Raw genomic sequence first — 24,274 nt, forward strand, 5'->3', positions numbered from 1 at the left:
GGCTAAGGATGACTGTAACAAAACACAATATTGCTGTATTACCAGGTGATGGTATCGGTCCAGAAGTAATGGCGGAAGCAATCAAAGTACTTGCTGCTGTACAAAGTAAGTTTAATTTAGAATTAACTTATGACTTTAATGATGTAGGTGGTATTGCAATCGATAACCACGGCACACCATTACCAGCAAGTACACTGACAGCGTGTGAAAATTCAGATGCGATCTTATTCGGCTCTGTTGGCGGCCCTAAATGGGAAGGCTTACCACCACAAGAACAACCAGAGCGTGGCGCACTATTACCATTACGTGGTCACTTCAAACTATTTTGCAATCTACGTCCTGCAAAAATTTACGCAGGTCTAGAAAAGTTCTCACCACTGCGCGCAGACATCTCAAATAACGGTTTTGACGTGGTTGTAGTACGTGAATTAACCGGCGGTATCTACTTTGGTCAACCAAAAGGCACTAAAGGCGAAGGCGCTGACGAAACGGGTTTTGACACCATGCTATATAGCCGTGCGGAAGTTGATCGTATTGCTCGTATCGCATTTGAAGCAGCTAAATTACGTGGCAATAAAGTAACGTCTGTTGATAAAGCCAATGTACTAGCAACATCAGTCTTATGGCGTAAAGTGGTACTTGAAGTAGCACAAGATTACCCTGAAGTAGAACTTGAACATATCTATGTAGATAACGCAGCAATGCAGTTAATCAAAGATCCATCACAATTTGACGTGCTACTGTGCGGTAATTTATTCGGCGATATTATCTCGGATGAATGCGCAATGATCACCGGCTCTATGGGCATGTTACCGTCGGCAAGCATGAACGATTCTGACTTTGGTTTATACGAACCTGCGGGCGGTTCTGCACCAGATATCGCAGGTAAAGGCATTGCTAACCCAATCGCACAGATCTTGTCTGCAGCGATGATGTTACGTTATTCTCTAAAACAAGAAGACGCTGCACAAGCAATTGAAAAAGCAGTTTCATTTGTACTTGAAGAAGGTTATGCGACTGGCGATCTGCACAGTGACAGCAATGCTAAACCGGTACAAAGCACAGCACAAATGGGCGATTTAATTGCCGCTAAAGTTGGCGCTTAATTAATTTCACATAAGCGATTTATACCAATTCCTATAAATAACTGTGCAGAAAAATGCTATTGCTATCGCAAACAGACATGGCCATGTCTAAGCGAACAGGGATGTCTTGAGCGGTTTGCAGGAGCAATATCATTTTGATCATTTAATTTTCGGAATTGGTATTATTTAAGTCGTATAAATAGAAAAGGCCGAAAGTGAACTTCACTTTCGGCCTTTTATTTGGCTGTTGATTATCGACTAATTTGTGAGATAACTTACGTCACCAAATTCATTTAAGTCAAGCTAGTAAACTCGACACCTATTTGATAGTGCTCACCATCACTATCAACACGAGTAACCTTTGCTTCAGCTTGCAGTGGCGGTACTCTGGTATCGCCCGTTGGTAGAAAAATACTCACGTTATCGTTCAATGAAAAGTAACTTTCAGGTACATCTAATGACATGCCACTTGCACTTAAATCACGACAGATAGCGGTAATATTACGCTCTTCATCCGTCACCTGCACCGGTGAGTCGATCAACATTCGGTGATAACTACGTCGTTCCAAATTCGCTTTTAGCACATCAATATCCCTCTTAATTACCGTCGTTCTTACGTGCTCGGTAAGCCTTTATTCATACCGAGCAAACCTGGTATTATACTGAGTAAATGGTTAACCATACCGAGTAAATTATTCACATATTTAAATGATTTTTCTATATTCTAGTATAGTCATCATTTATTCAGTAGAGACGTCCTAAGGTCAATAATGCGATCTAAACGACTCTTTCAGCAACATTTTATTCGCAATCCAACATGCCTTTATCAACAATAAAATCGATAATCTGTTGCAAACCGATGTGTTTTTTCATATTAGCAAACACATAAGGCTTATCACCACGCATACGCTTAGTATCTTGCTCCATGACTTCAAGCGATGCACCGACATACGGGGCTAAATCAATTTTATTAATGATCAGTAAATCGGATCGCGTAATACCTGGGCCGCCTTTACGTGGGATCTTTTCACCTTCAGCAACATCAATCACATAGATCGTCAAATCAGCTAATTCAGGGCTAAAAGTAGCACTTAAATTATCACCGCCACTTTCAACAAAGACCACATCAAGCGTTTTGTGTAATTTTGCCAACTCTTCCACTGCCGCTAAATTCATTGATGCATCTTCACGGATAGCCGTGTGCGGACAACCACCAGTCTCAACACCGATAATACGGTCTGCATCCAGTGCGCCTGCACGGGTTAAAATTTTGGCATCTTCTTGAGTATAAATATCATTGGTAACCACCGCGATATTGTAAGTATCACGGATCGATTTACACAACACTTCTAATAGTGCTGTTTTACCTGATCCTACAGGGCCACCAACGCCAATGCGTAGTGGCTGCTTAAATTCTGTCATTTCAAATCCTTATGAGCGAAATAATCGCGTGTATTGATGTTCATGTCGGCAACTCGCCATCACTTGTGCGGGCGTAAAGCTGCCAATGTGTTGATCGTCTGTGGCTAATGCTTGCTGCACTGCGGCGGGGATTAACTCAGCTAATTTCATTAATAGTTGCTGACCATCACTTTGCCCTAATGGCACTAATTTAATACCAACAACAATGGTATTCTCTAACCAGCTCCAGAGATAACCACCCAGCGCTTTCTCTAATGGGATAGCCCACTGATTAACAGCTAAGGCAAACGCAGCTAATTGCGTGGTTTCCACCATCTTAGCCAATTCACTATCCTCCAGTGATATGCCTAATTTTGGTAATAGTCGCACAAAAGCAAGTCCACGCTGACGCTCTTCTAGACGCATCTCTTTGGTTTCTCTGCTCGCGGCTAAATAATCACACCAAGTCTGCGCCTGCTGATAATCATCAGCAGCCAAACAAGTTTGCAAGCGGATAAGAATGGGTAATTCAAGACTGGCTAAGCTTTCGGACATTTGCCCTGATAACCAGTTTTCAAGCGTTGCAACATTTGTTACCCAGCCTTTTTCAATCGCCCATTCAAGCCCTTGTGAATAGGTAAATCCCCCCACAGGTAGCGATGGACTGATCAACTGATATAGTTTTAATTCAGCTAGCATATTATCCATACTGATGACCTACTCGTTGATATAAGCACTAATGTTCATGCGCATGATCATGTGGGTGCACATATTCTTCTTCACTACCATGTGAATGACCACCAGTGGTACCACCATAAGCACCGGGCTCTGGTTGGAACGCCGCGTCTTCAACGGTGACCTCTAAGCCTAAGCCAATAAGCATGTCATCTAAGACATGGTCATGTTGAAATCGGCACCAGCCAGCTTCAACTTGCAAAGGCACGTGACGGTTACCCAAATGATAACAACCGCGAGCGAATAAAGTCGGATCATCACAACGTGCCGTTGAAACGCGCTCTTTAGCAGCAATAACTTGCACAATAAAGTTATCATCGGTGGCTAACTGCGTACCATGCTCTAACAACTGACCTCGAGGTAAAAACAACCCCGCATCACGACCATCTTCAAGTTCAACTTTAAGACGGCTTTTAGTGCGCTGTAACATAGTCAAACATACATAAGCATCAATATTATTGGTCGTTTCAGTTAATATTTGCGTTAACTTAATCATTCATATTCCTTTATTATAAAAACTACGTAGACCAGATCCTTGGCGCATCAGGTGTATATCCAAGCCAAGATTCTCTGACTGCAGACCAGATTTGCACAAAACTCGCCATCATAGGTTCAGTATGCTGACCCAACGCCCGCACAACCAATAACCCCTCTAGTTCACTGGCACCGAGTAATACAGCCTCACCGAAACGGGTTTGTTGTTCATCTATGATCTGATTAATACGAGCTACTAAGGCGTCATCAACAGGACTAATATATAAACTGCCGGTCATCGGATAACCCCGTAACGCGGTCGCATAATCCAACTGGGTTTTATTTTGTAAGCGTATATTTTCAGCCAGTAATAATTTACCGTCACGAAAGATATGGGTCTGCCCTAATATCTGCCCATGGGTAAATTCTTCGTCCAATACAGGACGGCCAAAACACTGCATTTCCCAACCGATAAAGCGGGCGTTACCCGCTAATCTAACCTCGGTGATGAGCTTCACTTGCGCGCCGGGGAAAAAGATATTTTCCATTGGCAACCACTCAAGAAATGCACCATCAACAGCCGTTAATTCCTGAGATTGCCACGCAGTATCGCCATTACTCCGATAAAACTTAGTCGCTCCAGGTGTGGTTAACAATGCATGAGAACCAGTGTCGACCTGAATATCAAAGCGCAGTTGATCACCACCAACAACGCCTCCAGGCGGGTGTAGCAGATAGGTATGACAAGTTTCACCTTCCGGGTAAAAGGTTTTCTGCACAGCTAAAGGGCCGACAACAAGGCGTTCCAATAAACGAGTTTTACCGCCCTTAACGCCATATTTAAGTTGGATCTCAGCACGCCAGCCTTTATCACCATCAGGGCGAGGGAAGCGAATAGTTGACGGCATACTCATAAAACTAAGCTCCTAAAAAGGCAACTAGTATTCCACTGAGTCCCAGTGATGGACTTAACCATTTAGCACTGACTTGACGACCAATAACAGCACCCAGCGTTAATAATGCAGCAGCACTGATAAGCATCCCTGGTACAAATTGCACCAACTGTGCAGCTGGCGCTTCAACACCGTGTGCCCAACCATGGAACAACACCATGACGACCGCAGCGCTCGATAATAAATTAATCTTGCTATCCACTTGCTGGCTTTGTTTCCAAATCGCAACGGCAACAACAAATGCCGACGCCATAATGAAGCTTTCCATACCTGTGATAAGCCCTGTTAGCGCACCAAAACCAGTACCAACTAACATAGTCACTAATGCGCCTAGAATAATGCTGACTTGTTTACCTTTCATCTGCGCCGCTAAAAAGCCCACGCCCAGTAACATGATCAAATGATCTAACCCCGTCAATGGGTGTAATAAACCATTGGCAAAGGTACTTGTCATGAATGCTTCCGTACCAGTGTGAGCCAGTGCCGAACCAGAAAATACTGCAGTTGATAGCCCCGCCAAAGAAATGATTTTTTTTGAGACTGGTTTTTTTGAGAAGTGAAATTTAAACATTATTTTTTCCTTAAAATAATTTACAACAAAATTGATACTGATACGATATTGATAAATAGTGGCGCGTTAAAACATGAAACAGTGGTGTGTTAAAACATAAAGTAGCGCTGCGCCATCGGTAACACAGTGGCAGGTTCGCACACTAATAACTCGCCATTAGCACGCACTTGATAGGTTTGTGAATCCACCTCAATCGTTGGCTGCCAATCATTTAACACCATGTCAGACTTACTTAATTGACGGCAATCTTTAGCGACACCAATCAAACTATTCAACTGTAACTGCTCTGGTATACCGTCTTTTTTAGCTTGCTGTGAAATGAACAGCATTGATGTGTTCTGCGAAGCACGACCAAAGCTACCAAACATAGGGCGATAATGAACTGGCTGTGGGGTTGGGATCGAGGCATTCGGATCGCCCATTGGCGCAGACGCGATCATGCCACCTTTAATAATTAAACTGGGTTTAACCCCAAAGAAAGCCGGCTTCCATAACACTAAATCTGCTAGTTTACCGACTTCAACAGAGCCTATTTCATGACTCATACCATGGGTGATAGCTGGATTAATGGTGTATTTAGCCACATAACGTTTAATCCGGAAGTTATCATGGTGCGGTGGATCTTGTGGCAAACTACCACGCTGTACTTTCATCTTATGGGCGGTTTGCCAAGTACGTGAGATCACTTCACCAACACGCCCCATCGCTTGCGAATCAGAAGCGATCATCGAAAATGCCCCCAAGTCATGCAGAATATCTTCGGCGGCAATGGTTTCACGGCGAATACGCGATTCAGCAAACGCCACATCTTCGGCGATTGAGGGTGATAAGTGATGACAAACCATCAACATATCTAAATGTTCATCAATTGTGTTGACCGTATAAGGCCGCGTAGGATTGGTTGATGACGGTAATACATTCGATTCACCACAAGCACGAATAATATCAGGCGCGTGACCGCCACCAGCGCCTTCGGTATGGTAAGTATGAATAACGCGATCGCCAATAGCATCCAAGGTTGATTCAACAAAACCTGATTCATTCAGAGTATCGGTGTGGATCGCCACTTGCACATCGGCTTCATCGGCGACAGTTAAACAGTTATCAATCGATGCAGGCGTTGTGCCCCAATCTTCATGCAGTTTTAAACCAATCGCACCAGCAGCAACTTGCTCATGTAATGGCTCAGGTACACTGGCGTTGCCCTTACCTAATAAACCAAAGTTCATCGGAAAGTTATCCAGTGATTCCAACATGCGGTGAATGTTCCACGGTCCCGGTGTACAAGTTGTGGCATTGGTTCCCGTCGCAGGCCCAGTACCGCCACCGATCATCGTGGTTACACCCGAAGTCAGTGCTTCATCAATTTGCTGTGGACAGATAAAATGAATATGTGAATCAACGCCACCAGCAGTGATAATAGATCCTTCCGCTGCGATGATCTCGGTACCAGGACCAATAATAATATCAACGCCAGACTGCACATCCGGATTACCGGCTTTACCGATAGCGATAATGCGGCCATTCTTAACGCCGATATCCGCTTTAACTATGCCCCAATGATCGAGAATAACCGCATTGGTGATGACTAAATCAGGCGTATGCTGCGAGGTTAACTGGCTTTGACCTTGGCCATCACGAATCACCTTACCACCACCGAATTTAACTTCATCGCCGTAGCGGGTATAGTCTCGCTCCACCTCTAACCACAGCTCTGTATCTGCTAAACGTAATCTGTCGCCAGTCGTCGGACCAAACATTTCAGCGTATGCTTGCCTTGAAAGCTTTGCCATTTATTTACCCTCATCCTTGTCCGTCAAATCATCCTGGTTTTTCATATCATCAACGCTGCCCATGACCTTGCCCTGAAAACCATAAATCATGCGGTTGCCACCAAAAGCGACTAATTCAACAGTGCGACTTTGCCCCGGTTCAAACCGGATAGCAGTACCCGCGGCAATGTTAAGTCGAAAACCTAACGTCAGTTCGCGATAAAAAGTCAGGGCATCATTAGCTTCATAAAAATGGTAATGCGACCCAATCTGAATAGGCCGGTCGCCAACATTGGCTACACTCACCGACACCGTTGGCATACCAGGGTTTAAAGTAATGTGGCCACTGCCAGCTCTCATTTCACCGGGGATCATGCCCGAACCTGATTGTGTTTTATTCACCATAACAACCTCTATATAATGGGTTCATGGACGGTGACAAGTTTGGTTCCATCCGGGAACATTGCTTCAACTTGCACATCAGCAATCATTTCAGGCACCCCTTCCATGACTTGCTCTGCAGTTAATACAGTGCGGCCAAATACCATTAATTCTGCAACGGTACGACCATCACGGGCACCTTCCATAATGGCAGCACTAATCAAGGCTACCGACTCTGGATAATTCAACTTTAAACCCCGTGCTAATCGACGCTCTGCCACTAAAGCCGCCGTAAACAACAATAATTTATCTTTCTCTCTCGGCGTTAATTCCATTTATGTCTCCGTTAGTATGAGATTACCAATGCTTTTCTGTATTTTTAGATTGTTTACACTACTGTGACACAGTTGTTAACGATTTAACACATACTTTACACGGTTAGATATTCTTTAATTAAGTCATCGGTTAACATCGCCATATCACCATTAGCAACGGCACGACCTCGGTCCAGTAAACAAAAATGATCACCCACCTTTCTGGCAAAAGGTAATTTCTGTTCCACCAATAACACAGTTAAGCCCAACTCTTGATTGAGCTTGCGAATAATGTCGCCAATCTCTTGCACTATATTCGGTTGAATGCCTTCTGTCGGCTCATCAAGGATCAATAATTCAGGGTTGATCACCAATGCGCGACCTATGGCTAATTGTTGCTGCTGACCACCGGATAAATCGCCACCGCGACGATGTAACATTTCTTTTAATACCGGAAACAATTGGTAAATAAATGCCGGTATTTTACGATCTCCCTTAGCACGGATCGGCAAGCCTATCTGCAAGTTTTCTTCAACCGTAAGAGTGGAAAATATTTGTCGACCTTGTGGTACATAGCCCACCCCATGACGGGCCCTGCTTTCAGCACTCAGCGGCGCAATATCCTTGCCTTGTAATACAATCTCACCACTTTTAATCGGCAGTAAACCCATCACACATTGCAACAAGGTTGTTTTTCCCACGCCATTACGACCCATTAATACCGTGCACTTACCTTTTGGGATCTGCATATCCAGATCCCACAACGTATGGCTTTCACCATAAAACTGATTTATACCTTTAATTGCTAACATGGCTACTCTCCCAGATACACTTGTTTCACTTTGGCGTTATTTTGAATGTCAGTCATTGACCCTTCCGCTAATACACTGCCTTGATGCAATACCGATACAGTGCTAGCAATAGAGCGAACAAAATCCATATCATGTTCGACCACCACCACAGAGTGAGCCCCCGCTAACGAGTTTAATAACTCTGCGGTGCGATCCATCTCCTGATGCGTCATCCCCGCCACAGGTTCATCGACTAACAATAGCTTTGGCTTTTGCATCAGTAACATACCGATTTCTAACCATTGTTTTTGTCCATGGGACAAACTGCCTGCATCCATTGCCGCTTGCTCTTGTAAACCAATCAAGACCAGTACACGTTCAATTTCATCACGCTGCTCACCACTTAACTTGGCACGGAATACCGACCAAACGCTGCGCGTACCCGACATTGAAAGCTCTAAGTTCTGCCATACCGATAAACATTCAAATACCGTTGGTTTCTGGAATTTACGCCCGACGCCAGCATTGGCAATCTGCGCTTCATCCATCTTCAATAAATTCAGCTTGGAACCCAACCAGACTTGCCCCGTATCAGGCTTGGTTTTACCGGTAATAATATCCATCATGGTGGTTTTACCTGCGCCATTAGGACCAATAATGCAGCGTAACTCCCCCTCTTTAATATACAAATTCAGATCATTAATGGCTTTGAAACCATCAAAAGACACGGATACACCTTCTAAATACAGCAACATATTATGGCGGGTATCCAGCAGTGGATTATGCGCTGGTTTCAAAAATTCGAAGACCTGATCACGACGCGCAAACTGACTGACATTATCACGAGTCTGCTTAGCCAACCGCGCTGTAAAACCAGCATCTTTATTGTATATACTCGCGGCGACCTCTTGGTCAGTAAACTGTGAGGTTAACACCGAAGCGCTATTCATCTGCCTGCTCAAATCTGCATCTAACTGCTTAAGATCACTCATGATGCATCCTCCTTGGTTGCTACGCTGCTATTAATATTAGAGTTAAGATCAGTGCTAAGGTTAGAGTTACCGTTAGACTTCTTATTGCTAGATAAGTCAGTAAACCAGCCTGTCACGCCTTTAGGTAAAAACAGCGTTGCTAATACAAACAGGCTACCCAATGCAAACAACCACACTTCCGGCAACTCAATCGTGAACCAGCTTTTCGCGTAGTTAATCAGCAAGGCACCAATAATGGCACCAAACAAGGTCGCTCGACCACCAAGCGCAACCCAAACCACAATCTCAATCGAATTAAGCGGTGAAAACTCGCCAGGATTAATGATCCCAACTTGCGGCACATACAGCGCGCCAGCAATACCTGCGATCATCGCGGATAAAATAAAGATCCCCAGTTTAAAGTTAGCCACGTTATAACCAATAAAACGCACCCGAGTTTCAGAATCACGTATTGCCACGGCCACATTACCTAAACGACTGGATACCACTTTACGACATGTAAGGTAACCCAGGATCAAGGCAATCACCGACGCCATAAACAAGCCGACCTTAGTGGTATCAGCTTGCAAACTAAAACCAAGAATATCTTTAAAATCGGTCAAGCCATTGTTACCACCAAAGCCCATTTCATTACGGAAAAAAGCCAACATTAAAGCAAACGTTAAGGCTTGCGTCATGATGGATAAATACACCCCAGATACGCGCGCTCGAAATGACAAGAAACCAAATACCAGCGCCAGTGCAGCAGGAACCAATACCACCATCAAACAGGCGAACCAGAACATGTCAAACCCCTGCCAAAACCACGGTAATTCCTGCCAATCTAAGAACACCATAAAATCGGGCAGTTCAGGGTGACCATATACACCGCGATCACCGATTTGACGCATCAAGTACATGCCCATGGCATAACCACCCAAAGCAAAGAAAGCCCCATGCCCCAAGGTTAAAATACCTAAATAACCCCACACCAGATCCACCGACATAGCCAATAACGCATAGGTGAGATACTTACCCAACAAACTTATCGTGTAAGTCTCTATATGTAAAAAATGACCTTGTGGCACCAGTAAGTTAAGTGCAGGCACTAAAATTAACAGCGTAGTCAGTAGCAACATCAGTAACTGGCCACCACGATCGGTTTTTAACATAGAATTAGCAAATAGCTTATTTAACATTGAATTAGCGAATAATTTTTGCAACATAAGTTAGTCCTCCGCCCCACGACCACGTTGTGGAAAAAGTCCACGTGGGCGCTTTTGAATAAACAGAATAATGAATACCAGCACTAATATTTTAGCGAGCACGGCACCAGCCCAAGGTTCTAATAATTTGTTAAATAAGCCCAAACTTAAACCCGCAACCAAGGTTCCCCACAGATTACCGACACCACCAAAGACCACGACCATAAACGAATCAATGATATAACTTTGGCCCATATTGGGTCCGACATTGGTTAACTGTGATAAAGCCACGCCGGCAATACCAGCAACACCTGCGCCAAGGCCAAACGTCATGGCGTCGACCCATTCAGAACGAACGCCCATTGCCCGCGCCATTGAACGGTTTTGCGATACCGCACGGACTTGTAAACCCAGTGACGTTTGCTTTAATACAAAAATAAGTGCACAGAACACCAATAAGCAAAAAATAATGATATAAAGACGGTTATAAGTCAGTGCCAACATGGGATTAAATTCCAACATGCCACTCATCCAGTCCGGTGTGACCACAGAGCGGTTTAACGGTGAAAATACGCTGCGAACTGCTTGCTGTAGAATAAGACTGATACCAAAGGTAGCCAATAACGTTTCCAATGGTCGACCATAAAGAAAACGAATAACCCCACGTTCAATGGCAATACCGACTAAACCGGAAACAATAAACGCCGCGGGAATGGAGAGTACTAATGACAAACCAATATTGTCCGGCATTAATTGCTGCATTACATAGGTGGTATAAGCGCCTAACATGATCAGTTCACCATGCGCCATGTTGATCACGCCCATCACACCGAAGGTAATGGCAAGACCCAGACCTGCTAACGCTAATACCGAGCCAAGACTTAAACCAAAATACAAGGTTTCAAGGGTTGCATAGACTTGTTGGCTTTGCGCGTAATTGTCTAGACCACGCTGCGCGGCCTGGCGTAAATCATCGTCTGTTGTCGTATTAACAATATTATCCAACGCACTAAACGCAGTCGGCTCTATCGAGTCTGCTAACAAATGAACGGCAGCTAATAATGCAGTTTTATCTTCCGATATCGCCACCGTACCAATTGCTAACGCTAATGTTAATAAGGCTTTGTTTTTCTCGACATCTTCCACGGTTAAGCGTTCACGCAATAACGTTTGGATAGCGGGATCAACATTACCTAATAAGTTTTGTATGGCTTGCTGACGTAATCCTGCATCACTCGAGATTAAATCGAGTCTAGCGATACCTAAGCGAATGCTTTTACGCAATTTATTGTTAAGCGATACTTTCTTAAAATCGCGTTTTTTGACGATAAGCACTGTTTCAGGCGGACGCAACCTTGGCCTATCAGTAACCAAGGTTGCGTCTGTATCCAAAGTAAATATCGACGTGAGTTTAATTGCTGATTGACCAGTGGCATGATCTGCAATTAAAAATAAGGTTGTTTGTTTTTTATGATAGAAAACGCGACTGGAAAGTAAGTCCGTTAATAATTGCTTTGCCTGAGAGGGATTCGGATATGCCGTTTGGCTTAACCAATTTACCGCGGAAATTTTATTATCAAAACTGCGCTGAGTAAGCTGTTTCTCGACGTCTGAAAATGAATCTATCGTCACAGCAGCCCAACTGTTATTCATACTGCCCATTGATAGTAGTAATATCAATGCAGTGAAGAATAAAGTCGACGATGGCGATATTATGCCGGCATATTTGTTCATAACTTTCCCTGTTAATAAGAATAACGCGCAGCAGGGTAGCCAATGACCATCATCAGCCCCCTGCGTTAAACCATCAATCAATGATTACTTAGGCGAACCAGTGCACTTACCTGTCGTCACATTAAAACTACCGCAAGACAAGGGTGCTAACCAACTTGAGTACAGCGGTTTAGAACTAGGTAGGTAGTCAGACCAAGCATCACCAGCGACAACACCTGTGGTTTCCCATACGGTTTCAAACTGACCATCATCTTGAATTTCACCTAACAATACTGGCTTAGTGATATGGTGATTTGGCATCATCGTCGCGTAACCACCGGTTAAGTTAGGTACTGTCACACCAATTATCGCATCTTGAACTGCACCCGCGTCAGTGGAACCGGCTTTCTCAACTGCTTTAGCCCACATTTTGAAACCGATATAGCTGGCTTCCATCGGATCATTGGTGACACGATCTTCATCTTTGGTGAACTTCTGCCATGTTTCAATAAATTCGTCATTGGCTTGCGTCTCAACACTCATGAAATAATTCCATGCCGCTAAATGACCCACTAACGCGGAGGTATCCATGCCCGATAGTTCTTCTTCACCCACCGAGAATGCCACCACTGGAATATCTTCAGCAGAGACACCTTGTGATGCTAACTCTTTATAAAAGGGCACATTGGCATCGCCATTAATGGTAGAGACAACAGTGGTTTTCTTGCCTTTGGCGCCAAATTTCTTAATGTCTGACACAATAGATTGCCAATCGGAATGGCCAAATGGGGTGTAATTCACCATGATGTCACTGTCAGCAACACCTTTAGATTTAAGGTAGGCAGCTAAGATCTTATTCGTCGTACGTGGATAAACGTAATCCGTACCCGCTAATACCCAGCGTTTTACATCCATGTCATTCATCAAGTAATCAACCGCAGGAATAGCTTGTTGGTTTGGCGCTGCGCCAGTATAAAAAACGTTTTTAGAGGACTCTTCCCCTTCGTACTGCACAGGGTAAAATAACAAGCTATCAAGCTCTTCAAACACAGGTAACATCGATTTACGCGATACCGATGTCCAACCACCAAATACCACATCAACCTTTTCTTTTTCAATTAGCTCACGGGCTTTTTCAGCAAACAGTGGCCAATTTGATGCTGGATCAACAACGACAGCCTCAAGCTGTTTACCTAAAATACCGCCTTGTTTATTTTGCTCCTCAATCATCATTAAAATAGTGTCTTTCAATGTGGTTTCACTGATTGCCATCGTGCCCGACAATGAATGTAATACACCGACTTTAATACTGTCTTCTGCTGCAACAGCATTAAATGAAGCCACACCCAATGTGAGTGCAACGGTTGCTGCAAGGTGAGAAAACTTAGCTTTGTTAACTGTGAACATGATTTAACTTCCTTATTATGAACCTATCCCTTAAGAGGCAACAGTTATGCCAATTAATCATAGAAAGGAAGTGGATAATATAAAAATAATTATAAAACAAAAACTTAAAGCTGACTTTGAAGTTGGGTAATATAATAATCAGTAAAGTGTTGACAATTATTGGTGCAACTTAAAATACTGGTGCACCACTAAAGGGATAATTAAATATCACTCAATCTCATTATTGTCACTGGCACTTTGAAACAAATAAAAATACAATAGGCGCTCACTCATCGGGGTGCTACCAGGCTTTGCATTTAAGAGTCACTGTGGCTGAGATAACACCCGTAATTACTTGAACCAGATAATGCTGGCATAGGAATGAGATTCGACAGACTGGTTCATATCAGCGTTAAGAGTTAAGACGCAGATAAGTACGCATTACCGAGTCATAAGTTCTATGCTTCACATTCTAGGAGAACACGTGAAGCACACGATCAAAAAACTAGCACTTTGCACTGCCCTACTATTACCTTCGCTTTCAGTATCAGTAGCTAACGCCGCTGACAAACCAGTATTGAATGTCTATACCTACGATTCATTTGCATCTGATTGGGGCCCTGGTCCAAAAGTAAAAACTGCATTTGAAGCGGATTGTAATTGCACGCTGAATTTAGTGGCGCTAGAAGACGGTGTAAGTATTCTTAACCGTGTGAAACTTGAAGGTAAATACACCAAGGCTGACGTTCTACTCGGTTTAGACAACAACTTGATGGCTGAAGCGGTAAAAACCAACCTGCTAGCACCACACCAACAAGATACTAGCAAATTATCACTGCCAAACGCTTGGACTAACAAATACTTCATTCCATTTGATTACGGTCACTTTGCCTTTATCTACGACAGTGAAAAACTCGCTAATCCACCAAAGAGTTTAGCGGAACTGATCGAACGTAAAGATCTGAGCATCATCTATCAAGATCCACGCACCAGCACACCAGGCCTAGGCTTTATGTTATGGGTTAAAGCGGTTTATGGCGATCAAGCACCACAAGCATGGCAACAGATTGCAGACAAAACCGTGACCATTACTAAAGGCTGGAGCCAAGCTTACGGTATGTTCTTAAAAGGCGAAGCGGATATGGTATTAAGCTATACCACGTCACCGGCTTACCACATGATTGCAGAAAGCGAATTTAAATATAAAGCGGTTGAATTCACTGAAGGTCATTACCAGCAAACAGAAGTTGTGGCTCGTTTGAAAGATGCGGCAAATCCGGAGTTAGCCGATCAATTTATGGCATTTGTGCTTAGCCCAGCGTTCCAAGACGTGATCGCAACAGGCAACTGGATGTTACCAGCAAAACAAGCAGCCGCACTGCCAAGCGAATTCGAGCAACTAATTAGCCCTGCGAAAACTATCGAGTTCACGCCTGAAGAAGTAGCACAATCGCGTAAATCTTGGGTGAAGGAATGGCGTAACGCTGTTACTCAGTAATTAGCAGCTTGATATGATCGCGAATTCGCATAAATACTGGTGGTGTAGCGCCTTGCTCGCCATCAGCATCATTTTACTTCTGGTAGGCGGTAGTTTTACTGCCCTACTTAATTTTTCACAAGCCGAGTTAGACTTTAGCAGTGTGCTTGCTGACTCTTACACCCAACACGTCATTAGCTTTAGTTTTTACCAAGCCGCTTTATCTACGGGCTTGAGTATTGGTTTAGCGATCCCACTGGCACGGGCTTTCTCACGCCGAGAGTTTGTTGGTAAACAATTAATCATCAAGCTGTTTAACTTATCGTTAGTACTGCCCATCATCATTGCCATCTTTGGTATTGTCGCCGTACACGGTAAAAATGGCTGGGTTAATCAACTACTGGCGTTATTTAATATCGATACTGGCCATTATATTTATGGCTTAACCGGTATTCTACTGGCGCATTTATTTTTCAATGTGCCGTTAGCCACGCGTATTTTACTGCAAACCCTCGACTCTATTCCCAGTGAATCTTGGCGCTTGGCGAGTCAGTTAAATATGCAATCACGACACATCTTCATCACCTTAGAATGGCCGAAGATAAAGCAGCAATTACCCTCATTAATCAGCCTTATTTTTATGCTGTGCTTTACCAGTTTCGCGATTGTCATGTCACTCGGCGGAGGCCCTGATTATGCAACGCTTGAAGTGGCTATCTATCAAGCCCTGAAGTTTGAATTTGATATCGAGCAAGCCGTGGCGTTAGCTATTATTCAAGTCGCAATCACTGTCGCCTTAATGCTGTTTAGCGCGGTATTTTTAAATTCACAACCTATGTCCGCGCCATCGGGGAATTACTTCCGCCGTCCCGACAGTCATAACCTCAGTAGTAAAATCGCAGATGGCCTTAGCTTTATGCTCGCGAGTTGTTTATTAGCGCCGCCAATGCTGGCGATCCTAAGCAGCGGTATTAACAGCAATACCCTTAACGTGCTTAGTCAGCCAATGTTATGGCAAGCCACAGGCATCTCATTACAAATAGCCCTGAGCTCTGGTTTATTAAGTTTATTACTCGCCTGCGCCATCTTATTCTCGACCAGAATATTAAAAGTGCGTTTTAAATTCATGACACTGGCCTATGGTATCGAAAATATTGGCGCGATTATTTTAGTGGTACCAGCACTCGTACTCGGCACTGGTTTGTTCTTACTGTTACGGCCTTATGTCGATGTATTTAGTATTGCGGCTTGGCTGGTTATTCTGGTCAATGCGTTAATGGCATTGCCTTATTTACTGCGTGTATTGAACCAACCTATCCAAGACAGCTTTGCTAGCTACGACAAGCTTGCGGTTAGTTTAGGTCTATCACGCCTGCAACGACTGCGGATTATCGAATGGCCATTATTGCGTAAACCCATCGCGATGGGACTCGGGCTAGCCTGTGTATTATCTCTGGGGGATTTAAGTGTCATTGCATTGTTTGGCAGCCAAGATATGCAAACCTTACCCTTGGTACTCTATCGTCAGTTAGGCAGTTATCAACTTGATGCTGCAGCGGTTACCGCTATTTTCTTATTAACGCTTTGCGGTGTTATTTTCTATTTGTTCGAACGTATTATTGGAGGCAAAAATGCCTAATGCAACACAGCGAGATAAAGCGAGCCCTCAGAATAATACCAATGCGACGCCAAGCTGTAATGACAATTTTTCAGTGCAGGGAGGCAGTGAGTTATTACAAGTAAACAAGATTACCTTTGCTTATGAACAGATGCAGATGCAATTTGATCTCGTCGTTAATCGTGGCGAAACCTTGGCGATCCTCGGCGCAAGTGGCTCAGGTAAATCCACCCTACTCAACCTTATCGCAGGTTTTAATCAACCGTTATCGGGCGATATCAGCTTTCAACAAGCATCTATACTAGCAAAAGCCCCTGCGCAGCGACCTATTACTACCTTGTTTCAAGAACATAACCTGTTTAACCATTTAACCGTAAAGCAGAATATTGCCATAGGTTTGGCACCGAGTATGAAACTGGACGTAAACCAACAAGCCACACTTGAGAAAGCCGCGCAACAAGTAGAAATAACCGAATTACTCAACCGCCTACCTGGTGATTTGAGTGGTGGTCAGCGCCAGCGCGTTGGTATCGCCCGCTGCCTAGCCCGTAAACAACCTCTGTTATTGCTTGATGAACCTTTCAGTGCATTGGATCCCGCATTACGTCAAGAGATGTTACGTTTGATCGCCAAGCTAAATAAGGAGCATGATATTACCGTGTTAATGGTCACCCATAACCCAGATGATGCCTTGCAGATCGCCGACAATATTGCTTTTATAGAAGATGGTCAGGTCGCGCTGCATGCACCCGCGGCCATATTAGTGGATCAAGATGCGCCAGAAATGTTGAAACGTTATTTGGGAAAGTCATAGATTATGAGGAAGGATACGTAAATAGCGGATTGTAGATTGTTAATTGTTAATTGTTAATTGTTGATAATAGTCGAATGAAACGAGCCTATACGCAATGTATAGACTCGCTGCATGTGAGTCTTGTTAACTGTGATTACTGTTTCTTTGGCTGAACACTAAAGAAATACGCCACATCAACCATATCTTGGCGGCTTAAATACGCTACTTCACCTTCCATAAATGGACTTTTACGCAATCCCAATTTAAAGTTATTTAATTGGCGAACAATGTATTTATACTTCTGCCCTTCCAGATACGGGAAGTAGTTAAACTCTTCTAAACGACTCTCGTTGTGACACGCTAGACAACGCTGAGAAAGCTGTTGACCATTAACCAGATTTGGCTTAATAATATCAGCATCAGATGCCATCGCGGTTGCCGAACCAAACACCAAAGCAGCTGTGAATGCTATTTTTTTAATCATAATTTAGTACTCACTCTATTTTGCCGCCGGTGGTTGATACTCAACCGCTAACGGTAATCGTCTGAACGTCGTTAAGTCAATTTCTTGCTGGTTATAATAAGTCGATAAATAATCTAATACCGGCTCCCAAGTATCACTTAAATCCCACAAACCTTGGCTATCAATCATCCATTGAATGGTTTCACGCCATTCTGCTTTATTACCCTTGTTTTGGGTGATAATTAAGCTAGTGTGGCAGGCGTTACATTGCTTATTAACCACTTCCCAGCCTGGTGCCATGATCAGACCAGATTTTTCATCGACTAAGTAACTTTCAACTTTTGCTGCAGCCGTTGTACTCACGCCTAGCAAAAATACTAATATTAAATAGCGGAGTTTATTCATTTTTGCACCCGAACCGCAATACGATGACAACCATTAAACATGTAACCTTTTGGATTCCATTGTGGCTGCACAACTGGTTGCGTCTTACCTTCGCTGTCGGTCGCTTTTGACCATATTTCATAATAGCCATGCTGTGGTAAATCAAGTTCGATAGACCAATCTTGCCATGCCATTTGGTTCGGCTGTTTTTTCAAGTCTGCAACATGCCAAGTCGAGCCATAATCATAACTCACCTCCATCTTCACCACTGCAAGTGGACCCGCCCACGCATGACCACGTACAGCCGTTTTCTGACCTAATTTAAATTCACTGCCAGTTTGTGGGTGGGTGATTAATGATTTAACGATCATGTGCTCAATGACTTCAAAATCATCTAACGGTACTTTTTCACCTGGTGCAACCGGGTATTTCGGTACACGATAAGCAGGTGATTCCATTTTCTTACCATCGTGTTCAACATTACGAATACTAATACCCGTTGCCGCTTTTGATGAGATAGAGGCAGGACGACCACCAAAGACGATACGCAAAGGATAACCGTGTAAATACGGGATCTCTTCCCCATTCATCGACCATGCGATCAAAGCGTTATCTTCCAGTGCATATTGAATTGGTACACCACGAGAAATAGCATCCCCTTTACCACTTAAATGGCGATCAATACTGTGATGTCCGGTATAAACCGCATCATCTTTAATGCCACAATCTTTTAAAACATCACTGACTAACACGCCAGTCCATTCAGAACAATAAACAGCAGAGTCAGTCCACTGATTACCTTTTGCTGACGGATAAAAGTTCTTACGGCTGTTACCACCACACTCCAGTGTTAATGCATAAGTATGGTGTTTAAATTTACTTTTTAAATCTGCAATTGTGTATGTTTTTGGATTTTCACAAGACTCACCATCAACAGTAAACTCCCAGATCTTAGGGTCGATTGCTTTAAAGTCCGGTAATAAACCATTCCAACGTACAAAAGGAACATTAGCAGGAGTAATTGATGGGTCGAGCATGTGATCAGCGACATAAGCATTTAATGGTGTGCTATTTAACACCTTGTAGTAATCAGGTAAATCAGTCACCGAGCTCCACTTAAGCGAATCTACTTCCAGTGGTGACAGGCCTTTTGGTAAGTTGCCAGCAAATACCCAATTAATCGGTAACATAGCGCTAGCACCGACAGCAAATGTGCCTTTAATAAAATCTCTACGTTTCATTGCTTATTAAACCTTACTGTTCGCTGAAATATTTAGTGAGTCTGTTAATGTCATCATAAGAAAGTAACTGTGCAACCTTACTCATGGTGATATCTTGGCGTTCGCCATTTTTAAAGGCTGCCATCTGATTTCTGAGGTAGATTAAGCTCTGACCGCGTAAATCAGGGATGGATTGATAAGGATTAACACCATTATCACCGTGGCATGCCATGCACATATTTTTTAGTTTGTCGTCATCTGCTGCCGTTGCCGAAAATGACATAATAGACAGATATAACCCAGTTAAAACATATCGAGAAATTCGCTTATTAATCATTTTAGCCATTATTAGATTTCAAAAAAATGAGTCTAACAAGCACTATTTTTAGCCGCAATATAGTAGCGAACCAGAAACCAAATAATTAGCGTAAGAAATTGAAATATAGACAGTAGTTTTTATTTACTTAATTAATTTTTATTAACTTAATTGGTATAAATTAACCGATGATAATCTTGAGGGGGAATGGCTAGAATTGATGTACATCAAACAAAGGTGAGAATAATGGTTATAGTCTCAAGACGAACTAAAAAAATAACCATTGATAAATTAACTTGTTCACTCATTTAAAATGAATAAATCAGCGGTTATTAAGACACAAAACCACGGGCTTTAAGCAGTGCTGTTTTAAAATCATCTTCGTGATCTTTGGCTAAACCAGGGATCATTTCGTCTTTCGCACTATTACGCATTTTTAAATGATAGATAAGCGCATCATCACTCAAATCAGCTAACTCACCTGCAAATCTCATCTCATCAGCCAAGGTACTCAGTAACTGCAGCAGATTAGTATCAGGTTCTTTCTGCCATTCTGGTTGTAATAGTTCGATTATTTCATTTAAGCGGTGATATTTCATATTATTATCCTTATTTAAACTATGGATATTATACCTACTACTAGGCATAAGTTAAACAAAACCAACTTGGCGTTACTCTTGGTCAGTTCCCTTTATAATCTTTACGCTTATACCTACATAACGCGAATGAAAAATGACATACATGACGGTATGGCTTATTTTGTTAATAACTCATATTCTAAGCGAGTCAAAATAGCAGGCTCTAACGCTGTAATATCAACCGTGCTATATCCATAAAAATTAGGCTTCATGTGTGCACGTAATACCGTAATTGACTCAGTGACATCTTCGTCCATCATGAGCTGATCATTAAACTCGGCTAGGTGCTGTAATTGGCTATTTGAAAGCGGTGCAAGATATTCACTATGTCCGCCAATAGAACTATAAAGCATCTCATAATGTCCACCTTCGGCTTCTTCCAGATAATAATTACCAGTACGAGCAACATTGGACATTGCGTTCATTGGCATCGTTAAGTCTGAAAAATTAGCGTTTAAATAATTTTCACCGCCGGCATGCTCTTGCGTGTTTGCTCCAAACTCTGGTTGAGGAAAAACCAAAAAGGCATCTACCGTGCCATTAGAAATGATTGCGGAAAGAATGAACTTACCATCTTTGTAGTATTTTACTTCCGTGTCACCTTCAGAACTTTTCTTATATACAGGTGATCCAAATGTCTCGTCGAGTACTTCACTCGATGCTCTGACGTATACTTTAGAAAGTCGGTCATTGGAAGGGTTATCGGAGAAGTTAGACATAAATAGATCCCAACCCTTTCCCCCCATATCGATAGCATCGTTAAACTGACTTATACCAATAATTAGTACCACAATTGATACAAGTGAGTTTGGTGTTTTTTGCTTCAACATACCTAAAATATCGTATTCTTCGTCCGTATTTCTTTGCACATTTTGAGTCGTTTCGTCCTGCATGTTTATTCCTTATTCCGTTAAAGCTCGAGTGCAAAATATTCAGTGATATCTTTGTTACTGATTCTGAAACACAGTTCTACCTCATTGGCTTGTAATATATATACTCAATTGGAGCTATACAAGATATATTTTTCACGGAGAGAAGTAGGCCATCTAATTACGTTTTATGAGGCCGTAATTAGATAGAAGCTCTTACTCATAAGGTTAATTAAAGCGCTAACTGCCAGCGTTGTAATGGTTTATCCGCTTTAATGCCACGACCCCAACGATCGATACTATCAATCGTTAGAATACGCGAAGGATTAGGCACTAATGCTATAAGTTGTTTACTGGCTCTTTTCGAGGTCAGCACCCATAAGCTATCGTCTTCAGTTAATAGCTCAACCAATTCCTGCTTATCTTCCGCCGTCCATTCCAATTCAGGTTTGGTTAAACGCTCAACGACAAACAACTGATTGCCCGAGGCAAAGTCTTCAAGCTCTGTTGATAACAGCACCACAGAATCAATTTCATTGTCTAACAACATTGCTTGCTGTTGGTTAATCAAATGGCGTACCGACATCATCAAAGCTTGTTGATTGCTGGCAATAATCCCGGCTTGCTGTGGCCATATTTGTTGTAGATCTTGACTGACAATCGCCGTCATACGGGTTAAGTTAGTTGGGTTTAACCAAGTGTAAGGTGAAATAGTTCCGTCGTCTAAACGCAGCGCTGCAACGCCTTGTGCTCTTGGTGAAATGGCTTGAGATGCATCCACTTCAATCATACGAATGTTACCTTTACGCGCATGCACAAATAACGGATCTTGTGGCCAAACAGCACCTAAGGTAATCGCCACTTGCGCATCAATCGCCGCTTTCTCTGTTAGCGTTGCGCCTTTCGAACTAAACCAGTTAGGCAAACGCGATATGCCGTAACGTTTTGGTGGTAAATACTGCGTAGTAATATCCGTGCCTTTGGTTAATTCCGTCGCTAACATATACGTCACTGGCGTCGCGGTAAGAATGTCTGCTGCACTGACCTTTGGGCTAAAGCCCAATGTTGATGTTAATAGCAGTACAGCCGCACTAACGCTTAATAATAATGGAGAAGTCATAATTAATTATCCTTTACGCACAATGCGATAGCAGGTTGCCGTTAAGAAGAAGCTCGTCGATACAATAATGATCGCCGCGCCAGAAGGGATTGGCAGTTTTAATTCCATTGGCAAAATAGTACCAATCAAACAACTTATCGTCGCTAATAACGCCGACATTAGCACAAAGCTACCCATGTTCTTGGTTAACAGGCGGGCTGTTGCACCAGGGATCAGTAGCAAGGCCCCTACTAACACCGCACCGACAATTTTCACCGACGCAATAGTTACTAGCGTGATCATCATGACAAATAAGTAATCATAAAAATTGGTCGCGTAACCACGAACTTTGGCAATATCAGGGCTGATGCAAGTTAACAAAATACGGTTAAAGGTCGGTATTAAGACCAGTAAAATCACGCCACAGGTAACAGCCAAGATCAGCAAGTCATAGTCGGTGATCGTTAAGATCGACCCAAACAGCACATTCTCTAACATGTGGATATTAATCTTACGCGCCACGTACATGAGTAACGCCGCACCGACCGCTAATGCAAACGCAAGGAACACACCGACCAAGGTATCGTAAGGTACATTAGTACGGTTTCGCACAAAGTGCAGTAATAACGCGAAGATCATGCAGAAACTGAATAAACCAATGATCGGGTTTTCTGCGGGCTCACCCAGCAATACACCTAAAGCAATACCCGTTAATGCCGCGTGACCAACCGCTTCAGAAAAGAAGGCTAAACGTTTAGCAATCACCAAAGTGCCAAGACCGCCAAGTAACGGACCAAGTAAAATAGCAGCTACAACCGCATTCACCATAAACGAATAAGAGAAACTCTCACTCAACCAACCTGCATCTACACCCAATTGTGCCCAATGACGGATAGTATCCATTATTTAACTCCTTGGACTGAATTGATCTCAGCGGCATTACCACCAGTGTAATGATTGAATAGACGCTCGATCTTATCTGCACGTAATACCTCAGACACAGGGCCTGAATCAACGAGTTGACGATTTACCACATGTACTTGACCATCTAAACGACGCACTGCACTGACATCATGATGCACGGCTAAGATGGTTTTATTTTCGCAGACTAATTCATGGATCAGCGACTCAAGATAACGCACACCTTGTTCATCCATCCCCGTTGTCGGTTCATCCAGTACTAATAAGTCAGGGTTATCCAATAATGATTGCGCGAATAACACACGTTGCTGCTCACCACCAGATAACTGCCCCATACGGCGGTCGGTACGATTCGCCATGCCGACGCGATCTAATTGCACCAACGCATGATCTTGTTCTTTTTTACGCTTACGCCAAAACAACGGATTACGACTCTGATTTAACAGAATAAAATCCATCACAGTAAACGGTAAGCTCGACTCAAACGTGGCCTTTTGCGGCACATAACCGATATTGCCTTTATGCTCAGGCCATTGAATATCAATATTGCCCGTGAAAGGCGTTAAGCCTAAAATAGAGCGTAATAATGATGTTTTACCACCGCCATTAGGCCCCATGATCACATGGCACTGGCCAGCTGCTAAGTAATGAGAGATATTCTCTAAGATGACATTGTCACCGTATTTCAAACCGACATTTTGTAAACGAATAGCAGGTCCCACGA

At 43.0% G+C, this 24,274-nt stretch carries 27 protein-coding genes; 4 read left to right on the forward strand and 23 right to left on the reverse strand.

The annotated features are described in order from the left end of the window. Positions 1-8 precede the first annotated feature (8 nt). Positions 9-1,106, forward strand: a complete 1,098-nt coding sequence (leuB, locus tag FR932_RS14815; protein ID WP_019441684.1) for a 3-isopropylmalate dehydrogenase — start codon at positions 9-11, stop codon at positions 1,104-1,106. A 272-nt stretch (positions 1,107-1,378) separates the two neighbouring features. Here leuB and FR932_RS14820 read toward each other — a convergent pair whose 3' ends face one another. The 14 genes from FR932_RS14820 to urtA form a co-directional block, all read right to left on the reverse strand. Continuing rightward, positions 1,379-1,669: a PilZ domain-containing protein gene (locus FR932_RS14820; RefSeq protein WP_019441685.1), complete on the reverse strand. Its 291-nt coding sequence runs from the start codon at positions 1,667-1,669 to the stop codon at positions 1,379-1,381. A gap of 217 nt (positions 1,670-1,886) precedes the next feature. Further along, positions 1,887-2,507 carry an urease accessory protein UreG gene (ureG, locus tag FR932_RS14825; RefSeq protein WP_019441686.1) on the reverse strand — a complete coding sequence of 207 codons (621 nt, stop codon included), beginning with the start codon at positions 2,505-2,507 and terminating at the stop codon, positions 1,887-1,889. 9 nt (positions 2,508-2,516) lie between these two features. Next, entirely contained in the window at positions 2,517-3,194 is a 678-nt protein-coding gene (locus FR932_RS14830; protein ID WP_019441687.1) for an urease accessory protein UreF, read from the reverse strand. Between the two features lie 28 nt (positions 3,195-3,222). Next, positions 3,223-3,717: an urease accessory protein UreE gene (gene ureE, locus FR932_RS14835; protein WP_019441688.1), complete on the reverse strand. Its 495-nt coding sequence runs from the start codon at positions 3,715-3,717 to the stop codon at positions 3,223-3,225. 22 nt (positions 3,718-3,739) lie between these two features. After that, on the reverse strand, positions 3,740-4,609 hold the full coding sequence (locus tag FR932_RS14840) for an urease accessory protein UreD (protein WP_019441689.1): 870 nt from the start codon (positions 4,607-4,609) through the stop codon (positions 3,740-3,742). Between the two features lie 4 nt (positions 4,610-4,613). After that, the gene (locus FR932_RS14845) at positions 4,614-5,219 is read right to left on the reverse strand and encodes a HupE/UreJ family protein (protein ID WP_019441690.1); all 606 of its coding nucleotides are present in this window, start codon (positions 5,217-5,219) and stop codon (positions 4,614-4,616) included. An 89-nt stretch (positions 5,220-5,308) separates the two neighbouring features. Further along, on the reverse strand, positions 5,309-7,012 hold the full coding sequence (gene ureC / locus FR932_RS14850) for an urease subunit alpha (RefSeq protein WP_019441691.1): 1,704 nt from the start codon (positions 7,010-7,012) through the stop codon (positions 5,309-5,311). Continuing rightward, positions 7,013-7,366, reverse strand: a complete 354-nt coding sequence (locus FR932_RS14855; protein ID WP_196805527.1) for an urease subunit beta — start codon at positions 7,364-7,366, stop codon at positions 7,013-7,015. Between the two features lie 38 nt (positions 7,367-7,404). Then, complete coding sequence (locus tag FR932_RS14860; protein ID WP_019441693.1) at positions 7,405-7,707, reverse strand: urease subunit gamma; 303 nt, start codon at positions 7,705-7,707, stop codon at positions 7,405-7,407. A 95-nt stretch (positions 7,708-7,802) separates the two neighbouring features. Next, positions 7,803-8,498: an urea ABC transporter ATP-binding subunit UrtE gene (urtE, locus tag FR932_RS14865; RefSeq protein WP_019441694.1), complete on the reverse strand. Its 696-nt coding sequence runs from the start codon at positions 8,496-8,498 to the stop codon at positions 7,803-7,805. A 2-nt stretch (positions 8,499-8,500) separates the two neighbouring features. Beyond that, the gene (gene urtD / locus FR932_RS14870; protein ID WP_019441695.1) at positions 8,501-9,469 is read right to left on the reverse strand and encodes an urea ABC transporter ATP-binding protein UrtD; all 969 of its coding nucleotides are present in this window, start codon (positions 9,467-9,469) and stop codon (positions 8,501-8,503) included. After that, on the reverse strand, positions 9,466-10,674 hold the full coding sequence (gene urtC / locus FR932_RS14875) for an urea ABC transporter permease subunit UrtC (protein ID WP_019441696.1): 1,209 nt from the start codon (positions 10,672-10,674) through the stop codon (positions 9,466-9,468). The genes urtD and urtC overlap by 4 nt, the downstream gene beginning before the upstream one ends. Positions 10,675-10,677: 3 nt before the next feature. Beyond that, positions 10,678-12,387: an urea ABC transporter permease subunit UrtB gene (urtB, locus tag FR932_RS14880; protein WP_026340984.1), complete on the reverse strand. Its 1,710-nt coding sequence runs from the start codon at positions 12,385-12,387 to the stop codon at positions 10,678-10,680. Positions 12,388-12,471: 84 nt separating this feature from the next. After that, positions 12,472-13,773, reverse strand: coding sequence for an urea ABC transporter substrate-binding protein (gene urtA, locus FR932_RS14885; protein WP_019441698.1), 1,302 nt, complete (start codon positions 13,771-13,773; stop codon positions 12,472-12,474). A 463-nt stretch (positions 13,774-14,236) separates the two neighbouring features. On the opposite strand from urtA, the gene thiB reads away from it, so the two are divergent. From thiB to thiQ, 3 genes are read left to right on the forward strand one after another with little or no spacing between them, the layout of a single operon-like run. Further along, positions 14,237-15,250: a thiamine ABC transporter substrate binding subunit gene (thiB, locus tag FR932_RS14890; RefSeq protein ID WP_019441699.1), complete on the forward strand. Its 1,014-nt coding sequence runs from the start codon at positions 14,237-14,239 to the stop codon at positions 15,248-15,250. Between the two features lie 13 nt (positions 15,251-15,263). Then, the gene (thiP, locus tag FR932_RS14895; protein ID WP_019441700.1) at positions 15,264-16,868 is read left to right on the forward strand and encodes a thiamine/thiamine pyrophosphate ABC transporter permease; all 1,605 of its coding nucleotides are present in this window, start codon (positions 15,264-15,266) and stop codon (positions 16,866-16,868) included. Beyond that, on the forward strand, positions 16,861-17,661 hold the full coding sequence (thiQ, locus tag FR932_RS14900; RefSeq protein ID WP_019441701.1) for a thiamine ABC transporter ATP-binding protein: 801 nt from the start codon (positions 16,861-16,863) through the stop codon (positions 17,659-17,661). Before thiP ends, thiQ begins: the two co-directional genes overlap by 8 nt. 133 nt (positions 17,662-17,794) lie before the next feature. On the opposite strand, the gene FR932_RS14905 is transcribed toward thiQ, so the two are convergent. The 9 genes from FR932_RS14905 to FR932_RS14945 all read right to left on the reverse strand — a co-directional run bounded on the left by FR932_RS14905 (position 17,795) and on the right by FR932_RS14945 (position 24,272). Continuing rightward, entirely contained in the window at positions 17,795-18,124 is a 330-nt protein-coding gene (locus FR932_RS14905) for a c-type cytochrome (RefSeq protein WP_019441702.1), read from the reverse strand. Positions 18,125-18,139: 15 nt separating this feature from the next. After that, positions 18,140-18,508 carry a hypothetical protein gene (locus FR932_RS14910; protein WP_019441703.1) on the reverse strand — a complete coding sequence of 123 codons (369 nt, stop codon included), beginning with the start codon at positions 18,506-18,508 and terminating at the stop codon, positions 18,140-18,142. Continuing rightward, a complete protein-coding gene (locus FR932_RS14915) occupies positions 18,505-19,728 on the reverse strand; it encodes a sulfite oxidase (protein WP_019441704.1) in 1,224 nt (407 codons plus the stop codon). The genes FR932_RS14910 and FR932_RS14915 overlap by 4 nt, the downstream gene beginning before the upstream one ends. A gap of 13 nt (positions 19,729-19,741) precedes the next feature. Further along, positions 19,742-20,044 carry a c-type cytochrome gene (locus FR932_RS14920; protein ID WP_240532409.1) on the reverse strand — a complete coding sequence of 101 codons (303 nt, stop codon included), beginning with the start codon at positions 20,042-20,044 and terminating at the stop codon, positions 19,742-19,744. A gap of 311 nt (positions 20,045-20,355) precedes the next feature. Then, a complete protein-coding gene (locus FR932_RS14925) occupies positions 20,356-20,622 on the reverse strand; it encodes a YihD family protein (protein WP_019441706.1) in 267 nt (88 codons plus the stop codon). 155 nt (positions 20,623-20,777) lie between these two features. Beyond that, positions 20,778-21,554: an ETEC_3214 domain-containing protein gene (locus FR932_RS14930; protein WP_019441707.1), complete on the reverse strand. Its 777-nt coding sequence runs from the start codon at positions 21,552-21,554 to the stop codon at positions 20,778-20,780. Between the two features lie 208 nt (positions 21,555-21,762). Further along, positions 21,763-22,650 (reverse strand): metal ABC transporter substrate-binding protein, encoded by an 888-nt coding sequence (locus FR932_RS14935; RefSeq protein ID WP_019441708.1) that lies wholly within the window; start codon positions 22,648-22,650, stop codon positions 21,763-21,765. A 6-nt stretch (positions 22,651-22,656) separates the two neighbouring features. Continuing rightward, entirely contained in the window at positions 22,657-23,532 is an 876-nt protein-coding gene (locus FR932_RS14940; protein ID WP_017223454.1) for a metal ABC transporter permease, read from the reverse strand. Continuing rightward, positions 23,532-24,272, reverse strand: a complete 741-nt coding sequence (locus tag FR932_RS14945; RefSeq protein WP_019441709.1) for a metal ABC transporter ATP-binding protein — start codon at positions 24,270-24,272, stop codon at positions 23,532-23,534. Before FR932_RS14945 ends, FR932_RS14940 begins: the two co-directional genes overlap by 1 nt. Between the last annotated feature and the right edge of the window lie 2 nt (positions 24,273-24,274).

Origin of the sequence: Moritella marina ATCC 15381, assembly GCF_008931805.1 — a bacterium.
Lineage (GTDB): Bacteria > Pseudomonadota > Gammaproteobacteria > Enterobacterales > Moritellaceae > Moritella > Moritella marina.